The sequence below is a fragment of the Thalassobacillus sp. B23F22_16 genome (assembly GCF_043496955.1).
Lineage (GTDB): Bacteria > Bacillota > Bacilli > Bacillales > Halobacillaceae > Thalassobacillus > Thalassobacillus devorans_A.
In genome coordinates this window covers 457,823-474,977 of sequence record NZ_JBIEKD010000001.1, presented here as the reverse complement: position 1 = coordinate 474,977, position 17,155 = coordinate 457,823, and the positions used below count along the sequence as shown (strand labels likewise).

Genomic DNA, 17,155 nt, shown 5'->3' with positions numbered 1-17,155 from the left:
TAAGGGGAGGGATTTCTGATGGAACATTTAGAAGTAGATGAACGGGAAGAAATGTGGGAAAAAGTGCAGGTGGCCCTGCTGAACGATCAGATTGATCAGTTCCGTGCTGAATTCCTGGAAATGCATCCTTATGATCAAGCCAGCCTGTTTGAAGAAATGGTTGTCGAAGTACGTAAGAAAGTCTACATGTATCTGTCTCCGGAAGAAATATCCGAAGTAATGGAGCACATCGATCATGAAGATGTTGAACCGTTCTTCGCCGAGATGGATCCGCGGCTTGCTTCACAGGTATTGGCAGATATGTCGACGGATGATGCGGTTGATATTCTGAATATGTTAGATAAAAACAAAGTGGCGAGTTTCTTGACGATCATGGATGATGACGATTCCGATGAGATCAAAGACTTGCTCCACTATGAAGAGAAAACAGCCGGTAGTATTATGACTACCGAGTTCGTCGTCGTGAAAGCGAATATGACTGTCCGGGAAGCGATGCTTCATCTTCGTAGGGAAGCTCCGGATGCGGAAACGATCTATTATACGTATGTGATCGATGAAGATAAGCACCTGGTCGGTGTAATTTCTTTGCGTGATTTGATTATTGCAGAGGATGACTGGCTGATATCAGAGGTAATGAACGAGCGGCTTGTATCCGTTGCTGTTGGGGAAGATCAGGAAGAAATCGCCCGCATGTTCCGGGACTATGATTTCCTGGCACTTCCGGTCGTCGATTTCCAGAACCACTTATTAGGTATCATTACGGTCGATGACGTCCTGGATGTCATGGAAGAAGAAGCAAGTGATGACTATTCCAAGCTGGCGGCGATCTCTGACGTCGACAGTCCTGATGATCATGCTTTTGCTTCAGCCAAAAAAAGGCTGCCGTGGCTGGTTATCCTGTTATTTTTAGGGAGCTTGACGGCAAGCCTGATCGGCCGGTTCGAAGATACACTAGATGTCGTGCCGATACTTGCTATTTTCATCCCGCTTATTGCCGGGATGGCTGGTAATACTGGAACACAGGCACTCGCAGTCGCAGTACGTGGTATGGCAACAGGAGAGATCGATAAGCAAGGAAAAAGAAAAATGATTATGAGGGAAGCGGCAACAGGTATTATTACCGGAGCTTCCTGTGGATTATTGATCATGGTTATCATTTATTTCTGGCAAAACTCCATTTATCTTGGCTTACTGGTCGGATTATCGATTTTTGCTACATTGATTGTCGCTACGCTGGCGGGTTCGCTCGTTCCCTTAGTCATGGATAAACTGAACATCGACCCGGCTGTTGCTTCCGGACCGTTCATCACGACGATCAACGATATCATCTCGATTCTTATTTACTTCGGGATGGCGACGGCTTTTATGAATTTACTGATATAAATGGAAAGGGGGACGAGTGAATGGAGCACGGCGCTTCCGTCACCTCATTAGTTATTGTAATTTTAGCAGCATTCCTTACACCAATTCTCATGCATCGGCTTAAGTTGAAAGTGATCCCAGTGGTTGTAGCTGAAATCATCATCGGTCTTATCATTGGTAAAAGTGGTTTTGATCTCGTCGATACGCATGGAAGCTGGATTGAAATATTATCAACGCTTGGTTTTATTTTTCTGATGTTCCTTAGTGGTCTGGAGATCGATTTCTCGATTTTCGGTAAGAAAAAGCAATCCAGGCAGGCGGTAAACAAAGATGCTAACCCGCCAAACCCTGTATGGGTAGCTACAAATGTTTTTGTCGCTATTTTTATCGTTTCCTTAGGTCTATCGTATATATTCGTGCTGGCAGGTTTCATTGATAACCTGTTCCTAATGACCTTGATTATCTCGACGATTTCCCTGGGTGTTGTCGTCCCAACCTTGAAGGACGCACAAATGATGAAGTCGACGATCGGTCAGACGATCCTGCTGATTGCTGTCATCGCCGATCTTGTAACGATGATCCTGCTTGCCGTCTTCGTTTCTATTTACGGAGAAGGCGGAGGAAACATGTGGCTGTTGCTGTTATTATTCGGAGCTGGTGTCCTGCTTTACTTTGTCGGAAAACATTATCGTCACCAATCGTTTATGGAGACAATGACAAAAGGGACGATCCAGATCGACACCCGGGCCGTTTTCACGTTAATTATCCTGCTCGTCGCTATTTCTGAAACGGTGGGTGCGGAGAATATTCTCGGAGCTTTCCTTGCTGGAACACTTGTATCCCTGCTGTCTCCGAACCCGGAGCTGGTAAAGCGGATGGACAGTTTTGGCTACGGATTCCTGATTCCGATTTTCTTTGTGATGGTCGGTGTGGAAATTGATATTTGGGAACTATTCAGTGACAGCCAAGTAATGCTTTTGATTCCATTGCTATTGCTTGCGCTGTTCATTTCAAAAATCGTACCGGCGTTCATTTTACGAAAATGGTACGACTGGAAGACTGTAATGGGTTCTGGTTTCCTATTGACTTCCACGCTTTCACTTGTGATTGCAGCAGCGACCATCGGGGAGCGGGAAGGCATGATCGACAAGCAGATGGAAGGGGCTCTTATCCTTGTTGCCGTACTGACTTGTCTGATTACACCGATCGCTTTCAAAAAGATTTACGGACGGTTTGAAGAAGAAAGTCATAAGCAGCTGGTTTCCTTTATTGGTTCCAACCGGATGACTTTGCCTGTGGTCCGCGAATTAGATGAATCACAATATGAAACACACCTGTATCATACGAAAGTCGATAAAGTAGATGAAAATATCAGCCGCTCCTGCTTTGACATTCGCGAGCTGGAAGATTATGATCTCGAGCGGATGAAAGAGATGGATGTCTTTAATGTGGATATTCTCGTTGTCTCCACTGGTGACCAGGCGAAAAACGCAGAAATCGCCAAGTTTGCGAAAAACGATGGCGTAGAAAGAGTCATCGCCCGCGCCGAGTCGCCGGATTTGGAAAAAGAATTGACTGAGCTTGGCATCGATGTCTTCTCGGTGATGCTGTCTACAAAAGCATTATTGAAAGCGATGATCGTCGCACCGGATGTCGTCGAGATTTTAACCGATCAGGACAGTGCCCTCTTCCAGATCAATATGAACAATCCGATGTACCACCGGATGCGCCTCCGGGAGTTTCCATTCACCGGCGACGTCATCATGGTCCGGATTTTCCGTGGCGAAGATTCGATCGTGCCTCATGGCGATACCGAACTTAAGCTTGGCGATCACTTGATCGTCACGGGGTCCACTGAGTATGTGGAAGAATTGAAAATGCAGTTGGAATTCTGTGAATACTGCTAACCTCTGAAGTAAACCGCAGCTGTCAGCACAGCTGCGGTTTTTCTATAGATAAGGGAATAGATTATTTTTTGTTTCCGATTAATCATGATTTGTATTTGTGTAATCTTTCCGCTAAAATAGTAGCAGGTACTAATAACAAACCATAATACTAATAAAAATCACCTCAAGGAGGTTAATAGGATGAATTTTTCTTTAGAGGGTCGTACATACGTCGTGATGGGCGTAGCGAACAAACGAAGCATTGCGTGGGGGATTGCACGTTCTTTGCATGATGCGGGCGCACGTCTGATTTTCACTTACGCGAATGAACGTTTTGAGAAGCCGGTAAGAGATCTTGGTGATTCATTAGAAGGCCAGGAATCATTGTATTACGAATGTGACGTCACAGACGATGAAGCAATCAAGAAGACATTCGCTGACATTAAAAACGATGTGGGGACGATTCATGGTCTTGCTCACTGTATCGCGTTCGCAAATCGCGACGAGTTGAACGGCGAGTATATGAACGTGACACGCGACGGCTTCAAGCTGGCACACGATATCAGTGCTTATTCATTGACGGCCGTAGCCAAAGAAGCGTATCCGCTGATGACCGAAGGCGGCGGCATCGTTACTATGACTTATCTTGGCGGAGAAAAAGTCGTGAACAACTATAATGTTATGGGTGTTGCAAAAGCGAGCCTGGATGCGAGCATGCGCTACCTGGCTAACGACCTTGGAAAGCATGGCATCCGCGTCAATGCGATTTCTGCTGGTCCGATTCGTACGGTTTCTGCAAAAGGCGTCGGCAGCTTCAACACGATTTTGAAAGAGATCGAAGAACGCGCACCACTGCGCCGTCCGGTTTCCCAGGAAGAAGTAGGCGATACGGCTTACTACCTGTTGAGTGATCTGTCCCGCGGTGTAACCGGGGAAATCATTCACGTCGATTCCGGTTTCAATATCATCGGATTCTAAATTTGATTAGGAAAGCTTGAGGTGAATCCACCTCAGGCTTTTTTTATTACCAAATTAACAGCTGAGAACAAACTCAAATTTGCAGAATAGCCCCACGTTTTTAAAAATCTAATTCGATAGCACATTTTCTGAAATCTGGGCATATATATGAAAAGACGGAGAACAGGCTAAGGAGGGAGTACATCTATGGGCAAGCAGCAGAAGCTTGTACAGAAGCCTATGCTTTATATTACCCAGCCGGAATTCGCTCCGAGCGAAGCGCCGATGCAGACGACGTATCATGGAAAAAAGCGAGTGAAAGAGGAAGGGAAACAGGCAGAAAATAAATCGGCAGATGCAGGAGTAAAGCGGGAGCGGCAGCACAGCAAGAAGGAAGCTCAGATGCACCAGGAGCCGCAGGAAAAAGCCGAAACAGAAGCTAAGCAGTCAAGAGCCGGGTCAGCTCGGGACCGTAGACAGCGTTTCCGGGATATGACGTTAGAAGAAAAAGTGACTTACTTTGTCAATCTCCCGTCCCAGATTCCAAAGATGAAATGTGAAGTTGTGACTGCCGAAGAAAAGTACCGCGGTTATATAAACAATTATCAGGATGGTATCGTTTATATGAAAACATTTAAGCGTCCATTCCAAAAAGAAATCGACTTTAGAGAGATAGAAGATATAAGTCTGATCGGTTTTTAAATGAAAAAGCCGCGCCCTTAACGGACGCGGCTTTGTTCATGGTTCCATTAATCGAATGCGTCGATTGCTGGAAGGCAAGTCACGTGGCAGAAGCAGTCAAGATCAACGCTGATGCAGATGCCTGTCGTGCGCAGGTTGCCTGTTTTTTGTTCAACTGGATCACACGGATTGTCGTCGCTGTCACCTGGTGTACGCAGTAGTTCAAGTGTAGCACAGCAATCTTTGTCAACATCTTTCACGCGGAAGTAGAAGCTTCCTACGATATCGCCGATGTTGTTGCGTGGTGCACCGAACCCTTTAAATGGTTTGCAGTTCCCTTTGCAGTATAGCAGTACTGGAACAGTGTCCAGGTTATTGCCTCCGGTTTCTCCCAGTAAGTCATTAATGGATTGCTCGCAACTCGTGTCACAGCACATAGATACGACATCTTCCTGAGCATCTACGATTTCACGCAGGATGTCGCATACACAGTTACCTGAGTCATGTTTTTTTCCACAGCCCATTGATATTCCCCTTTCGTCTGGTATTGACGTATTGTCTTTAATAGAATATGAACTCTTGCCCTGATGGTGTGGGCATTTGTCGAGTTTTTATCGATTCGTCTGGGGAATTTGTGGAACTGAAGCCCATACATATGTACCGAAGCCACATAGACTAATAAGGAATATTAGTAGTTAAAGGAGAGGAAACATATGTGTGATAACTGCAGCCATAAACACTATTATAAAGTGAACGAATTAATCGTTAAGGCTGATAAAGTCATCATCAAATCGGATAAAGATCATCACCACGATCGTCGTGGACGTGATGACCGCCGTGATGACCACCATGATCGTCGCCGGGCTCCATTGTTCGGAGGGCGTCGTCACGATCACATGGAGAGCAGTTCAAGAAGAGGACACGATGACAGATTTGACCCGATCTTAGGTCGTCGTCGCCATCACGATGGCATGGAAAGCAGCTCAAGAAGAGGGCGCCGTCATGATGACCACATGGAGAGCAGCTCAAGAAGAGGGCGCCGTCATGATGACCACATGGAAAGCAGCTCAAGAAGAGGGCGCGGTCACCATGACCACATGGAAAGCAGTTCGAGAAGAGGCGACGACGATCGCCGTGGAGGCAGAGAGGACCGCAAACACCGTCGCGGCCCTTGGTTCTAAGATTCGCCCCATCCACTGGATGGGCTACATACATCTGTTCATCAGGAGGATGATCGTTTGGAATGGACTTGGATGCACCTTATTTTACTGACATTGGCCTGTTTCCGTCTGACCCGGCTAATCGTCGATGACAGCATCACCGAGTGGCTGCGTGCGCCTTTTCATCATTATATAGAAGAAACAGATGAAGCAGGCAATGTGGAAGTTTATGTGGAAGCGAAAGGAACGGGACTGCGTGCGTTTATTGGAGAATTACTAAGCTGCCACTGGTGTACAGGCGTTTGGGCGAGCGGAATGCTGCTAACCGGCTGGGCATTCCTTCCTTATTTTGACTGGGTGGTCGTATGGCTGGCTATCGCTGGAGCTGCTGCCATTCTCCGCGTCGCTTTGGATATATGAACTACATCGATTTGCCAGAAGGGAATAGGATGTAGTAAAAAAGGAATGACTCCTATGCATAAACAATCAGGCAAGCAAGTGAAGCCAGCGAAAAGGCCGCGTAAAAAGAAAGGATGCGGCTGTGGAAAGAAGGCGAGAACATGAATTTCCGTCACATGCGTAAAATGATCGATGAAATTGATTATATGATCACGTCCAAGCCGAATTTAAAAAAACCGGAAAAGACGATGGCAGAGTTTGAGCAGATGATGGTCTCTCTGGAAAAACTGCTGACGAAACAGATTGGCGAGTTCGAAAAGAAGACAGAAAGTAAGCATGACCGGATCAGGAAATTTTTTGAATAGCCCCCGTAAAAGGGAGCGCTTCCACGTATATATCTAGTAAGTTATGGGTATGTATTCTGTAAGGAGGGGAGCTCCATGGGCTACATGTTACCAGTATCGATGTATCAGTATGATGATTACCAAGAGCGAACCGTTAAACCGAAGGCATCACCTTTCCAATATGCCAACGTCCACAAAGTGACGTTGGATAACCGTCATCTGCAGATGCGGGAAATGGTGAGGACGAACGGGAAATTACCGAATAAAAATAAAAAGCTGCATGCACCGGATGATCTGCATGCAGCTTACTCGGAAAAAGTTTATGCCGAGATGACAGGAAAAGGACGACACTTCAGCGAAACTATTTAATAGGTTTGCTGAAAGGAGTCGTTCTTTTTTATGGAAATGAACCAAATCAATGCGCATTGCTATTATTTTCATAGTGCGGTTAATATCGGATACGTCCATAACGGGGAAGAAGGGATGATCATCGATGCCGGGATTGATAAATCGGCGATCAAGAAAGTGATCAAGGGTTTGAAAGAGCATTCCCTGCCAATCACCCACTTGTTCATCACCCATGCCCATGCGGATCATTATGGGGGAGCACAGTACCTTCAGGAAAACTTCGATGTCCGTACGATAGCCCCGAAGTTCGAAGCGGCTATCCTTGAAAATCCGTCGCTCGAACCGTTGTACTTGTTCGGGGGCAATGACCCGCTCGATGAATTAAGGAATAAGTTTCTGGAAGGACCTCCCGTCCGGATTGATGACCAGGTGAGGGAAGGAAGTTTTACATTCGGAACATTCGAGTTGGAGACGTACTTGCTTCCTGGACACAGCTATCACCAGCTGGCTGTAAAGGTTTTTGATGTGTTATATGCGGCGGACAGCTATTTTGAAGCGGCTCAACTGGAGAAACACAAGATCCCTTATATTACGGATGCCGCTTTGACGATTGAAAGTCTGGAGCGTCTGAAAGAGATCCCGTCTGATGGTGCTGTGCCCGGTCATGGAGAGTATGAAACGGATTTCAAAACAACCGTCCAGAAAAATATTGATTACCATGTCGTGCTGCTGACGTGGCTTGAGAATTATATCGGCGAGCATCCGAATGGGGTCAGTCATGAAAACATTATCGCTGCGATGTGTGATTCGTTTGGTGTAGAAAATAACCAGCTGGGCCAGTGGCTGTTGTACCGGACCGCTGTAACTGCTTATTTGATAGGTGCTGTTAAAGAAGAAACGATTAATTATGCCATCGAAGGAAACCGGTGGGTGTTCAAAACTTTATAAATAAAAGTACCCCGGGGCCTCCAGATATTGGAGGGCTCCGGGGTGCTTTTCTCAGTTGTAGGGGAGGACATACAGGTCCTCTCCTTCTTTATATTCGGCGAATAGAACATCGGTATAATCGGTGATTTCCTGCTGCTGCAGCTGGGTCAGCAGCCAGTTTTTATCAAACCCTGCTTCTTTTAGATTGTCCCAAAGTACTTCGCCATCACTGATGAACGCCATCGGCAGTGGGGTCGGCTGGGGGGCAAGGTTCAAGTCACTGCGCGTCGGGTTTTGATCCATCGATTTCTTCAAAACAGAAATCGACCCATCTGTTTCCATCACGGCGTACTCTACTTCTTGAATCGAAAACACATCTTTAGCTCTCAGCAAATGCTGAAGCTGATTTATATCAAGCTTATTTTGTTTCAATTCGTCATAGGCAATTTTTCCTTTATGGATAACAATCGACGGCTGACCCTCCAGGAATCCCCGTGTACCTTTCAGTTTTTGTGTGATCAGTTCTGTCACATACATGAGCACACCCCAGGTCAATATCGCAAATCCAATTTGTAACACACCGACATCAGGGTCATAGAGCGCATTACCGACCAGCTCACCAAGAAGGATGGCTGAAATAAAATCGAACGGGGTAATTTGGTTGAATTGGGACTTTCCTAGCACTTTGGTCAAAAGGAATAAAGCAGCGAAGCCGAATGAGGCTTCTATGAATATGCGTAAATAATCCATCATGATCACGTTCCTTCTCCTCTGCTTTTAACCATTGTAGACAGAGAACGACGGACCTATACAAAAAACCTGGAAGATCTTGCTCTTCCAGGTCGAAAATCAGTCTAATTTTTTTATCATGGTTACGTGAGGAATGCCGGCATCCATAAATTCCCCGGAAATCGTTTCATAACCAAGGGCTCGGTAAAATTCTTCGGCATGGGTTTGAGCGTTCAATTTCGCCTGTTTCAACCCTTCTTTTCGGATGCGTTTCTCCATCGCTTCGATCATCTGTTTACCAAAAGACTGTCCGCGGAAATCCTTCTGGACGCAAATCCGTTCCAGCTTTCCGTTTTCATTAACAAACCGGAGGCGGGCAGCTGCGATCGGCTGTTTATTTTCATAGCCGATGAAGTGGACGGCTGTATCATCATGCTCATCCAGTTCCAGGTCTTCCGGTACCTGCTGTTCCTCGATGAAAACCGTGCGGCGTACGCCGAAGGCATCTTTCAATTGCTGCTCATTCTCGACGTTTTCAATTAACATTCTATCACCCTTCACCAAGGACGAATGTTTCATAGACCGTCCAGGAGCCATTTTCCAATTGATATAGCAGCTGGAAACGATCGACCGTTTCTTTCAGTTCAAATCCACCCATTCGAAGACTTCCGTATACATCAGAGAATTCATCATCCGAAAGCTTCTGTGCGATCGTAATATGAGGGACGAAAGAATGCTCGGATTTACCTGGCAGCTTTGCCTCAAGTTTTTCATTAACCGTCATGATTTCCTCCGAAGGCTCTACTTTCAAATAGATAGCATTCGTGACAGGAGCAAACGAGCTGACCTTATTGATTTCAATTTCAATTGGTTTCGTTTCTTTTGCAATCTCCTTCAAATGCGGTACCACTTCCTTGATTTCGCTATCCTCTGCCTCAAATGGCTCCTTCAAGGTAATATGTGGTGGAATCAATGCATAATGCGGATCGTAACGTTTCCGGTAGGAGTTTGCGACATCCTGGATTTTTTTCGGTGGAAAAATGGCGATACCATATTTCATTGGAAAACCCTCCTAAATATAATGTTGCTGATTATATTTCGTGTTGAATGCAAAGTCGATTGGTCAGTTTTAAGCTGTTATTATTATACCAAAAATTACTTTCTCGTACATAGGTTTACGGTCGGAACATCGTCACAAGAGCCCGCTCCATACCCTGCTGCCAATATTTCCAAGTGTGCTTGCCATCAAGCTCGTGGAAAAAGTAGGTGAGCGGCTTCCTGTTGAGGACGTCGCGAAGCTCATGATTCGGTGTCACAAAATCCTTCCGATCCCCATCTGTTGTCGGTACATCAGTTTCTTCATTTCCGATTGTATGGTAGATGGCGAGGGAGGAAAGATCCTTGCTGTTCTGGACTTTTTTCATTACACGTTCATTGACGAACGGCGACTGCATGATGACATTACCGAACGTGCTTGGATATTTAAGTGCCGTCATCAGGGACACTGTCCCGCCGAGCGAATCTCCCATCAGCGTGCGGCCGCTGCCCATATGGTAGCCCGGAAGCTCTTCATCCAGGAGCGGGGCGGCCTCATTGACGAGAAACTTGATATAAGCGTCCTGTTTCTCACCATTCGGGTGATATTTGTCCTGACGGTCATATTTATCCTTATAATGAATGCCGACAAAAATTGTATCAGCAATTCGCTTCTTTTCATGAAGTTTATCACTCAACGTCGCGACCCGGCCCATTTGAAAATAGTCATCACCATCCTGCATGATCGCGATATGATACTTATAAAGCGGCGAGTAATTCTCCGGCAGATAAACCTTCAGGGTCAATGTTTCATCTAAGTAGGAACTATTGATTTCAAAATCCTTGAACGTACCAGCACGTCCCAAAACGAACACCTCCAAAAAACGACAACTTATCTATAAATGTAACATACCCATTTTATCATATCATTTTCAAAAAAGTAGAACAGGTCTGACGATTGTCATCGAATTGAAAACTACTCTACGGAAGCGTAAGGTCCTGGGGTTCCCGCGGAACGGAGGTTTCTCGAAATGATAAAAAAATTGTCGATAAGTTATTGACACATAAATGAAATCATATTATATTAGTACATGTCCCATTCACGACAACTTCATCCCATGATTCCGTAGCTCAGCTGGGAGAGCGCCACCTTGACAGGGTGGAGGTCGTTGGTTCGAGCCCAATCGGAATCACTAAGTTCTAAAAGTCTCTGGCTGTTGATGCTGCAACGGTCAGGGGCTTTTTATTTTGCCCTCGGTTACTGGCAGGTTAGGAGCAGCCGAGATTTTACTGCCCTATCTTAATCATATACTGACATAACACGTTCCTATACCTTACTAACTCGCAGAGATACCCAACATAACGACTTAACATCTAGGTTGAATTTCCATTCGTACAAGCAAATTTAATATTGAAATCTCAGTTTTTTATGTAATAATGGAAAAATACCTAAAAGTTGTTAGAAAATTGCATCAAGGAGGAATCGGTATGTCTGATACCAGGACGGCGTTGATCGTCGGCGGGGGGATTGGCGGGCTTGTGACTGCTCTTAAACTTCACCGCGTTGGCGTGTCAGTGCGTGTATTTGAAAGCGTAGAAACGATTAAGGCATTAGGCGTGGGGATTAATCTTTTACCTCATGCGGTGAAGGTTCTGACAGAACTGGGTCTGGATGATGAGCTAAAAGAGGCAGGACTTCCAACTGCAGAGCTGATGTATGTTAATAAATTCGGCCAGAAGATTTGGCAGGAGGACCGGGGCTTGAATGCCGGCTACAAATGGCCGCAATACTCCATCCATCGGGGACGTCTGCAGATGTTATTACTGAATGCAGTCAAACAACGATTGGGCGAGAATGCAGTACATACCGGTCATCATCTGACGTCATTTCAAATGTTTGGTGACAAGGTGACCGCTCATTTTGAAAATAAAAAAACGGGAAAACATGCCGGTACGTATAGTGCCGATACAATGATTGCAGCGGATGGCATCCATTCTGCCGTGCGTAAATTCTATTACCCTAATGAGGGAGAGCCGAAATTCAGCGGCAGGATTTTATGGCGTGGCATAACAGAATCTACTCCGTTTTTAACTGGCAAGTCGATGATTATGGCAGGCTATCAGGATCAGAAGTTTGTTGCTTATCCTGTTTGTCCTAAGGCTGACGAAAAAGGGCGCTCCCTGGTCAACTGGATTGCTGAACTTACGGTTGGTGATGAGCTGTTATCGCGTGCCGACTGGAACAGGAAAATAGATAAGGAGAAATTTGCCCCTCATTTTGCCGGATGGGATTTTGGCTGGTTGGATGTACCGCAGCTGATTGAGGAGACAGATGCGGTTTATGAATTTCCGATGGTAGACCGTGACCCGGTGCCTCGCTGGACATTCGGTCGTGTAACGTTGCTTGGAGATGCTGCCCACCCGATGTATCCGATTGGGTCAAATGGAGCTTCACAGGCGATTCTTGACGCTGATGCTTTAGCAAAGTCTATGGCAGAACAGCCGAATACAGAATCTGCTTTGCGGGCTTATGAACAGGAAAGACTGGAACCTACTTCGAATATTGTCCGGACCAACCGGCAAAACGGGCCGGAAGTGGTCATGCAAATTGTTGAAGAACGTGCGCCTCAGGGATTTAATCAATTAGAAGATGTAATCACTTATGAGGAACTAGCAGGAATCGCAAATAAATATAAGAAACTTGCCGGCTTTGACCGGGAGACTTTGAATAGTAAATAGGAGTGCAGTTATGATAGAACACATTGTATTAGTGAAGTTCTCTGAGGAAACCACAAAGGAACAAAAGCAGGAGTTGATCCGCCGGACACTTAATTTGAAGCATATCATTCCTGGGATTGTGGATATTCAGCAGGGACTCAATTTTTCAGATCGGAGCCAGGGATATGAAGTCGGGCTGACGGTGCGGTTTAAGGACAGGGAGTCTTTGGAAAACTATGGTCCACATCCCGCGCACCAGGAAATAGTCTCATATTTGAAGCGAATTGGTATGAAGGACAGTATCATCGTCGATTTTGAAATTTAAGCTTATTTTTTTATTCAGTTACTTTAATGCTTAAACGCGTTTTAGCTTTTAAGTATTAATTCGCACATCGCAGGGGGGATTTGATGAAAGCTTTACATGCAGGGCAGATCATTGATAACAGCCGCTTCCGTTCGTTTCATTCTTCTATTATTTTCTGGTGTTTCTTTATCATTTTGATGGATGGTTATGATGTAGTCATTTATGGCTCCGTTGTCCCTTCGTTAATGGAAGAGTGGAATATATCTTCCGTGACAGCAGGGGCAATCGGGAGCTACACCGCTGCCGGGACAGCTGTCGGGGCTGTCCTGTTCGGATTATTGGCAGACAAGCTTGGCCGAAAGAACGTAATCATCCTATGTACCGTCCTGTTTAGTTTATTTACCGCGATAGCGGCGTTTGCGACAGGTCCTGTGATGTTCACGGTATTCCGGGTGATTGCGGGACTGGGACTTGGCGGCGTGATGCCGAACGTGATCGCGTTATCCACGGAATATGCGCCGAAAAAAATCAGGGCTGCGATGGTATCGTTCATTTTTTGCGGGTACTCCATCGGGGCGATTGCGGCAGCGATGTTCAGTAAATCTATTTTGCCTTCACTCGGCTGGCAGCCGGTTTTCTGGATTGCCGGGCTACCGTTATTGCTCATTCCTTTTATAGCAAAAAGCCTTCCAGAATCCGCAGGCTTTCTATTAGCCAAGGGAAAGGAAGAAGAGTTGAAGAAAGTTTTGCAAAAAATAGAGCCGGGAGTACAGTTGGATGGCAGTACTACCTTTGTTAAGCCGGAACCTGCCAAGAAAGGATTGCCGCTGGTGAAACTTTTTGAAAACAAACGTGCCATCAGTACGATTATGTTCTGGATCTCCTGCTTTTCCTGTTTTGTTCTGATATATGCCATGAATACCTGGCTTCCGAAATTGATGATCGAAGCTGGGTACAGCTTAGGTTCTAGTCTGGTTTTTGTTGCCATGATGAATGTCGGTGCCATCGTCGGAACCATTATATTCGGACGGCTGGCAGATAAGTGGGGCTTTAAAAAGGTAATGGTGCCGCTTTATATTATCGGAGCGATTGCCCTTTCCAGTATTGGGCTGACGCAGAACATTTTACTGGCTTATCTGTTGATCGGAATGATTGGTGCTGCATCTGTTGGTGTGCAGAATATCAGCAACGCCTTCGTCTCGCAATACTATCCGCCTTCGATGCGTTCCACGGGGATAGGAGCCGCCATGGCATTCGGACGGGTCGGCGGCATCTTCGCGCCAACATTTGTCGGTATTCTGCTGACTATGAATCTTTCCTCTCAAATGAACTTTACGATCATCGCCATGGCTGCCGTGCTCGGGGGCATCGCGATACTATTTGTTCAGGAGAAGCATGCGCATTATAGTGGGGAAAGCGAAGAAGCGGATGTGGATGCTGCAAGGGAGAAAGTAGTATAAATTCAATACAAATGAGTGAGCTGGGCTGTTGTAGCCCAGCTTTTTCATTTTGGTCATGTCGATATTATTCCAAGTAAGAAAATCCATAGTTAATGAAGTTATTGATCATCACGGCCATCTCTTTGGGGGAGCGATCCATATCGTTGGCGATCCAGTCTTTGATGACGTGGATGGCTCCGCTGATGACGAAGGTGCTCAAGTATTGTACTTCTTCCTTTTCCAAACGATTGTCGTTCATCCAGTTGTTCATCATAAAACCTCTGGTCAACTCCATCATTCTTTTTTCAAAGGTAGGGGCAGCGTCTTGTTTCAACAGGGTCTGGAACATGAATTTATTTTCAATCACATATTGCAAAATCTTCTCGGTCATCTGGATCGATTCTTCTTCGACGGGATAGTTGTAGCTATGCAGGTATTCATTCATATCTGCTGTAATTTCTTCTTCAATTTTACTCAGTAAGTCATAGTGATCGGTATAATGGGTGTAGAAGGTGGACCGGTTGATATCGGCGAGTTCGCAGATTTCTTTTACGGTGATGTCTGAAATTGGTTTCGTTGCCAGCAACGTAATCAGGCTGTCCTTCAATACTTTTCGCGTATATTTCTTCCGACGGTCCAGTTTTTCTTGCACAGGACACGCCTCCTTTTGTTAAATTTTTGTGACAATCCAACATAATCCAACGATGTGTTGGGGAACTGACAGATTTTATAAAACTGTTTGTTGTAAATCCAACACGGTGTCAATACAATATTAGAATGTGTAAAAGCGTTTTGCAAGAGAGGATGAAGCCTTATCGACTGGACATCACGAATCATTAAACATAAAAAAAGTATTGTCATTATATTTACGATTATTACATTGCTCAGTGCGGTAGCGCAGTTTGCCGTTTCGGTCAATTACAATATGGCAGATTATCTGCCCGATGATTCTCCTTCGATGCAAGCGGTGGATTTGATGGAGGAGGAGTTTGACGAACCGATTGCCAACGCCCGGGTGATGGTGAAGGATGTATCGGTAACGAAGGCGCTTGAGTATAAGAAAGAATTAGAAGCGATCGATGGGGTCAGCGGAGTGATGTGGCTTGATGATGTGGTAGATGTGAAAGAACCGCTGGAGGTAGCCAACGAAGATACCGTAGAAACTTATTACCAGGATCAAAATGCGTTGATTTCACTGAACATCCGAGAAGGTGACGAGGTTGAAGTGACCAATAAGATATATGATTTGATCGGAGAAGAGAATGCCATCGCCGGCGAAGCGGTAACGACGGCAACTTCCCAGCAAATGGCTGGGAGTGAGTCACTGAATGCGGCTGCTTTGCTCGTACCGATCATTATTATCATTTTGGTCTTATCTACGAATTCCTGGATGGAACCGGTGTTCTTTTTGATTGCGATCGGAGTTTCTATCGTGATCAATCTAGGAACGAATATTTTTATCGGGGAAATATCATTCATTACCCAGTCGGTGGCGCCGATTCTGCAACTGGCGGTTTCTCTGGACTATGCGATATTCCTGCTGCATAGCTTTTCCGATTACCGTAAGGATGTGGACGATCCGGCTAAAGCAATGCGGCTTGCGATGAAGCGGTCATTTCCGGCGATTGTCGCCAGTGCGTCGACGACATTCTTCGGATTTATGGCACTCACATTTATGGAGTTCGGGATCGGGGCTGACCTAGGTCTTAATCTTGTAAAAGGGATCCTGCTCAGCTTCATTAGTGTCATGGTGTTTTTGCCTGCATTGACGCTGATGTTCTATCGCTGGATTGACCGTACCAAGCACCGTCAGCTTGTCCCGGATTTTAAGAACGTCGGTACATTTGTGATGAAACTCAGGATTCCGAGTTTACTCTTGATACTCGTCCTGATTGTTCCTGCGTTTTTAGCTCAAAGTAATACGACTTTCCTATATGGCACAGGCGAGCATCCGGACAACACACGTGCCGGGCAGGATGAAGCGATGATCGAGGATACGTTCGGTAAAAGCATCCCAGTGGTGCTGCTTGTCCCTGAGGGAGACAGGGGAAAAGAGGAAGATCTCGTTGCAGAGCTGGAGGACCTTCCGAATGTTTCCAGTATCATGTCCTATGTGAATATGGTGAGCACGGCGATTCCACCGGAGTATTTGGAAGAGTCAATGAGAGAACAGTTTTATTCCGATGACTATGCCCGGATCACCCTTTATACAGAAACAGATGCGGAAGGGGACGCGGCGTTTTCATTGATTGAGCAGGTCAGGGAGACCGCAAACAGCTATTATGAGGATCCCCATCTCCTTGGGGAGAGTGTCACGTTGTATGATATGAAAAATACCGTGCAGCAGGATAACAAGCTGGTCAATTTACTGACCGTCATTACGATTGCTATTGTGCTGTTGATAACATTCCGGTCGGTTTCCATTCCAGTTGTGCTCCTATTGACGATTCAGACCTCGGTATGGATCAACCTGGCCGTGCCGTATTTCACCGATACGCCGCTCGTCTATGTTGGTTACCTGTTAATCAGTACGATCCAACTGGCCGCGACTGTCGATTACGGAATTTTATTCACAGAGAATTACTATACATTGCGAAAAGACATGCCGGCCATGCAGGCGATTAAAAAGACGATTGATGAGAAGATTTTTGCCATCTTTATATCGGCATCGATCTTATCCAGTGTCGGCTTTATCTTAGGAGCCACCTCCACCAACCCGATCGTATCGGCCATCGGACTTTTGCTCGGGCGGGGAGCACTGCTGGCATTCCTCATGGTTGTGTTTGTTCTGCCGGCATTACTGGTCGTGTTCGATAAAGTGATTGAAAAAACAACGTGGAAAGCAAACTTTTATAAGGAGAAATGA

Annotated in this window: 19 protein-coding genes and 1 tRNA gene; 14 read left to right on the top strand and 6 right to left on the bottom strand. The window is 45.7% G+C overall.

The features are described from left to right. The first annotated feature begins 18 nt into the window (after nucleotides 1-18). The 4 genes from mgtE (at nucleotide 19) to ACGTNI_RS02325 (ending at nucleotide 4,907) form a co-directional block, all read left to right on the top strand. Entirely contained in the window at nucleotides 19-1,383 is a 1,365-nt protein-coding gene (gene mgtE, locus ACGTNI_RS02340) for a magnesium transporter (RefSeq protein WP_394459731.1), read from the top strand. Nucleotides 1,384-1,403: 20 nt separating this feature from the next. Continuing rightward, the gene (locus ACGTNI_RS02335; RefSeq protein ID WP_394459729.1) at nucleotides 1,404-3,269 is read left to right on the top strand and encodes a monovalent cation:proton antiporter family protein; all 1,866 of its coding nucleotides are present in this window, start codon (nucleotides 1,404-1,406) and stop codon (nucleotides 3,267-3,269) included. 180 nt (nucleotides 3,270-3,449) lie between these two features. Next, the gene (fabI, locus tag ACGTNI_RS02330) at nucleotides 3,450-4,226 is read left to right on the top strand and encodes an enoyl-ACP reductase FabI (RefSeq protein WP_085506996.1); all 777 of its coding nucleotides are present in this window, start codon (nucleotides 3,450-3,452) and stop codon (nucleotides 4,224-4,226) included. A gap of 186 nt (nucleotides 4,227-4,412) precedes the next feature. Then, the gene (locus ACGTNI_RS02325) at nucleotides 4,413-4,907 is read left to right on the top strand and encodes a CotO family spore coat protein (RefSeq protein ID WP_394459727.1); all 495 of its coding nucleotides are present in this window, start codon (nucleotides 4,413-4,415) and stop codon (nucleotides 4,905-4,907) included. 47 nt (nucleotides 4,908-4,954) lie between these two features. Here ACGTNI_RS02325 and ACGTNI_RS02320 read toward each other — a convergent pair whose 3' ends face one another. Continuing rightward, entirely contained in the window at nucleotides 4,955-5,410 is a 456-nt protein-coding gene (locus ACGTNI_RS02320) for a CotY/CotZ family spore coat protein (protein ID WP_085506998.1), read from the bottom strand. Between the two features lie 189 nt (nucleotides 5,411-5,599). Between ACGTNI_RS02320 and ACGTNI_RS02315 the strand changes: the two genes are divergently transcribed. The 5 genes from ACGTNI_RS02315 to ACGTNI_RS02295 all read left to right on the top strand — a co-directional run bounded on the left by ACGTNI_RS02315 (nucleotide 5,600) and on the right by ACGTNI_RS02295 (nucleotide 8,085). After that, the gene (locus tag ACGTNI_RS02315; RefSeq protein WP_139823793.1) at nucleotides 5,600-6,067 is read left to right on the top strand and encodes a hypothetical protein; all 468 of its coding nucleotides are present in this window, start codon (nucleotides 5,600-5,602) and stop codon (nucleotides 6,065-6,067) included. 72 nt (nucleotides 6,068-6,139) lie between these two features. Then, nucleotides 6,140-6,466, top strand: coding sequence for a DUF1360 domain-containing protein (locus tag ACGTNI_RS02310; protein WP_085507000.1), 327 nt, complete (start codon nucleotides 6,140-6,142; stop codon nucleotides 6,464-6,466). A gap of 140 nt (nucleotides 6,467-6,606) precedes the next feature. Further along, entirely contained in the window at nucleotides 6,607-6,810 is a 204-nt protein-coding gene (locus tag ACGTNI_RS02305) for a hypothetical protein (RefSeq protein ID WP_062444454.1), read from the top strand. Between the two features lie 75 nt (nucleotides 6,811-6,885). Next, nucleotides 6,886-7,158, top strand: coding sequence for a hypothetical protein (locus ACGTNI_RS02300; RefSeq protein WP_085507001.1), 273 nt, complete (start codon nucleotides 6,886-6,888; stop codon nucleotides 7,156-7,158). A 30-nt stretch (nucleotides 7,159-7,188) separates the two neighbouring features. Beyond that, on the top strand, nucleotides 7,189-8,085 hold the full coding sequence (locus ACGTNI_RS02295; protein ID WP_085507002.1) for an MBL fold metallo-hydrolase: 897 nt from the start codon (nucleotides 7,189-7,191) through the stop codon (nucleotides 8,083-8,085). Between the two features lie 51 nt (nucleotides 8,086-8,136). Here ACGTNI_RS02295 and ACGTNI_RS02290 read toward each other — a convergent pair whose 3' ends face one another. The 4 genes from ACGTNI_RS02290 to ACGTNI_RS02275 form a co-directional block, all read right to left on the bottom strand. After that, nucleotides 8,137-8,817 carry a YetF domain-containing protein gene (locus ACGTNI_RS02290; protein WP_369668757.1) on the bottom strand — a complete coding sequence of 227 codons (681 nt, stop codon included), beginning with the start codon at nucleotides 8,815-8,817 and terminating at the stop codon, nucleotides 8,137-8,139. A 96-nt stretch (nucleotides 8,818-8,913) separates the two neighbouring features. Beyond that, the gene (locus tag ACGTNI_RS02285) at nucleotides 8,914-9,339 is read right to left on the bottom strand and encodes a GNAT family N-acetyltransferase (protein WP_394459723.1); all 426 of its coding nucleotides are present in this window, start codon (nucleotides 9,337-9,339) and stop codon (nucleotides 8,914-8,916) included. A 4-nt stretch (nucleotides 9,340-9,343) separates the two neighbouring features. Further along, complete coding sequence (locus ACGTNI_RS02280; protein ID WP_394459721.1) at nucleotides 9,344-9,853, bottom strand: YjcG family protein; 510 nt, start codon at nucleotides 9,851-9,853, stop codon at nucleotides 9,344-9,346. A gap of 115 nt (nucleotides 9,854-9,968) precedes the next feature. Beyond that, nucleotides 9,969-10,694 (bottom strand): alpha/beta hydrolase, encoded by a 726-nt coding sequence (locus ACGTNI_RS02275; protein ID WP_394459719.1) that lies wholly within the window; start codon nucleotides 10,692-10,694, stop codon nucleotides 9,969-9,971. 254 nt (nucleotides 10,695-10,948) lie between these two features. Between ACGTNI_RS02275 and ACGTNI_RS02270 the strand changes: the two genes are divergently transcribed. The 4 genes from ACGTNI_RS02270 to ACGTNI_RS02255 all read left to right on the top strand — a co-directional run bounded on the left by ACGTNI_RS02270 (nucleotide 10,949) and on the right by ACGTNI_RS02255 (nucleotide 14,310). Continuing rightward, nucleotides 10,949-11,021: transfer RNA gene (locus tag ACGTNI_RS02270), tRNA-Val, on the top strand. A 295-nt stretch (nucleotides 11,022-11,316) separates the two neighbouring features. Continuing rightward, on the top strand, nucleotides 11,317-12,567 hold the full coding sequence (locus tag ACGTNI_RS02265) for a flavin-dependent oxidoreductase (protein WP_085507006.1): 1,251 nt from the start codon (nucleotides 11,317-11,319) through the stop codon (nucleotides 12,565-12,567). Between the two features lie 10 nt (nucleotides 12,568-12,577). Beyond that, nucleotides 12,578-12,871: a Dabb family protein gene (locus ACGTNI_RS02260; protein ID WP_085507007.1), complete on the top strand. Its 294-nt coding sequence runs from the start codon at nucleotides 12,578-12,580 to the stop codon at nucleotides 12,869-12,871. 83 nt (nucleotides 12,872-12,954) lie between these two features. Continuing rightward, nucleotides 12,955-14,310 carry an MFS transporter gene (locus ACGTNI_RS02255; protein ID WP_085507008.1) on the top strand — a complete coding sequence of 452 codons (1,356 nt, stop codon included), beginning with the start codon at nucleotides 12,955-12,957 and terminating at the stop codon, nucleotides 14,308-14,310. A gap of 64 nt (nucleotides 14,311-14,374) precedes the next feature. On the opposite strand, the gene ACGTNI_RS02250 is transcribed toward ACGTNI_RS02255, so the two are convergent. Continuing rightward, on the bottom strand, nucleotides 14,375-14,941 hold the full coding sequence (locus tag ACGTNI_RS02250) for a TetR/AcrR family transcriptional regulator (RefSeq protein WP_085507009.1): 567 nt from the start codon (nucleotides 14,939-14,941) through the stop codon (nucleotides 14,375-14,377). A gap of 273 nt (nucleotides 14,942-15,214) precedes the next feature. On the opposite strand from ACGTNI_RS02250, the gene ACGTNI_RS02245 reads away from it, so the two are divergent. After that, entirely contained in the window at nucleotides 15,215-17,155 is a 1,941-nt protein-coding gene (locus ACGTNI_RS02245) for an efflux RND transporter permease subunit (RefSeq protein WP_254901795.1), read from the top strand.

What these genes read in the sequence shown, in the direction of transcription:
- ACGTNI_RS02280 (WP_394459721.1), bottom strand. Translation starts at nt 9,853, where the DNA reads ATGAAATATGGTATCGCCATTTTTCCACCGAAAAAAATCCAGGATGTC.
- ACGTNI_RS02295 (WP_085507002.1), top strand. Translation starts at nt 7,189, where the DNA reads ATGGAAATGAACCAAATCAATGCGCATTGCTATTATTTTCATAGTGCG.
- ACGTNI_RS02245 (WP_254901795.1), top strand. Translation starts at nt 15,215, where the DNA reads ATGGCAGATTATCTGCCCGATGATTCTCCTTCGATGCAAGCGGTGGAT.
- ACGTNI_RS02325 (WP_394459727.1), top strand. Translation starts at nt 4,413, where the DNA reads ATGGGCAAGCAGCAGAAGCTTGTACAGAAGCCTATGCTTTATATTACC.
- mgtE (WP_394459731.1), top strand. Translation starts at nt 19, where the DNA reads ATGGAACATTTAGAAGTAGATGAACGGGAAGAAATGTGGGAAAAAGTG.
- ACGTNI_RS02265 (WP_085507006.1), top strand. Translation starts at nt 11,317, where the DNA reads ATGTCTGATACCAGGACGGCGTTGATCGTCGGCGGGGGGATTGGCGGG.
- ACGTNI_RS02285 (WP_394459723.1), bottom strand. Translation starts at nt 9,339, where the DNA reads ATGTTAATTGAAAACGTCGAGAATGAGCAGCAATTGAAAGATGCCTTC.
- fabI (WP_085506996.1), top strand. Translation starts at nt 3,450, where the DNA reads ATGAATTTTTCTTTAGAGGGTCGTACATACGTCGTGATGGGCGTAGCG.
- ACGTNI_RS02255 (WP_085507008.1), top strand. Translation starts at nt 12,955, where the DNA reads ATGAAAGCTTTACATGCAGGGCAGATCATTGATAACAGCCGCTTCCGT.
- ACGTNI_RS02290 (WP_369668757.1), bottom strand. Translation starts at nt 8,817, where the DNA reads ATGATGGATTATTTACGCATATTCATAGAAGCCTCATTCGGCTTCGCT.
- ACGTNI_RS02300 (WP_085507001.1), top strand. Translation starts at nt 6,886, where the DNA reads ATGGGCTACATGTTACCAGTATCGATGTATCAGTATGATGATTACCAA.
- ACGTNI_RS02305 (WP_062444454.1), top strand. Translation starts at nt 6,607, where the DNA reads ATGAATTTCCGTCACATGCGTAAAATGATCGATGAAATTGATTATATG.
- ACGTNI_RS02310 (WP_085507000.1), top strand. Translation starts at nt 6,140, where the DNA reads ATGCACCTTATTTTACTGACATTGGCCTGTTTCCGTCTGACCCGGCTA.
- ACGTNI_RS02315 (WP_139823793.1), top strand. Translation starts at nt 5,600, where the DNA reads ATGTGTGATAACTGCAGCCATAAACACTATTATAAAGTGAACGAATTA.
- ACGTNI_RS02335 (WP_394459729.1), top strand. Translation starts at nt 1,404, where the DNA reads ATGGAGCACGGCGCTTCCGTCACCTCATTAGTTATTGTAATTTTAGCA.
- ACGTNI_RS02260 (WP_085507007.1), top strand. Translation starts at nt 12,578, where the DNA reads ATGATAGAACACATTGTATTAGTGAAGTTCTCTGAGGAAACCACAAAG.
- ACGTNI_RS02320 (WP_085506998.1), bottom strand. Translation starts at nt 5,410, where the DNA reads ATGGGCTGTGGAAAAAAACATGACTCAGGTAACTGTGTATGCGACATC.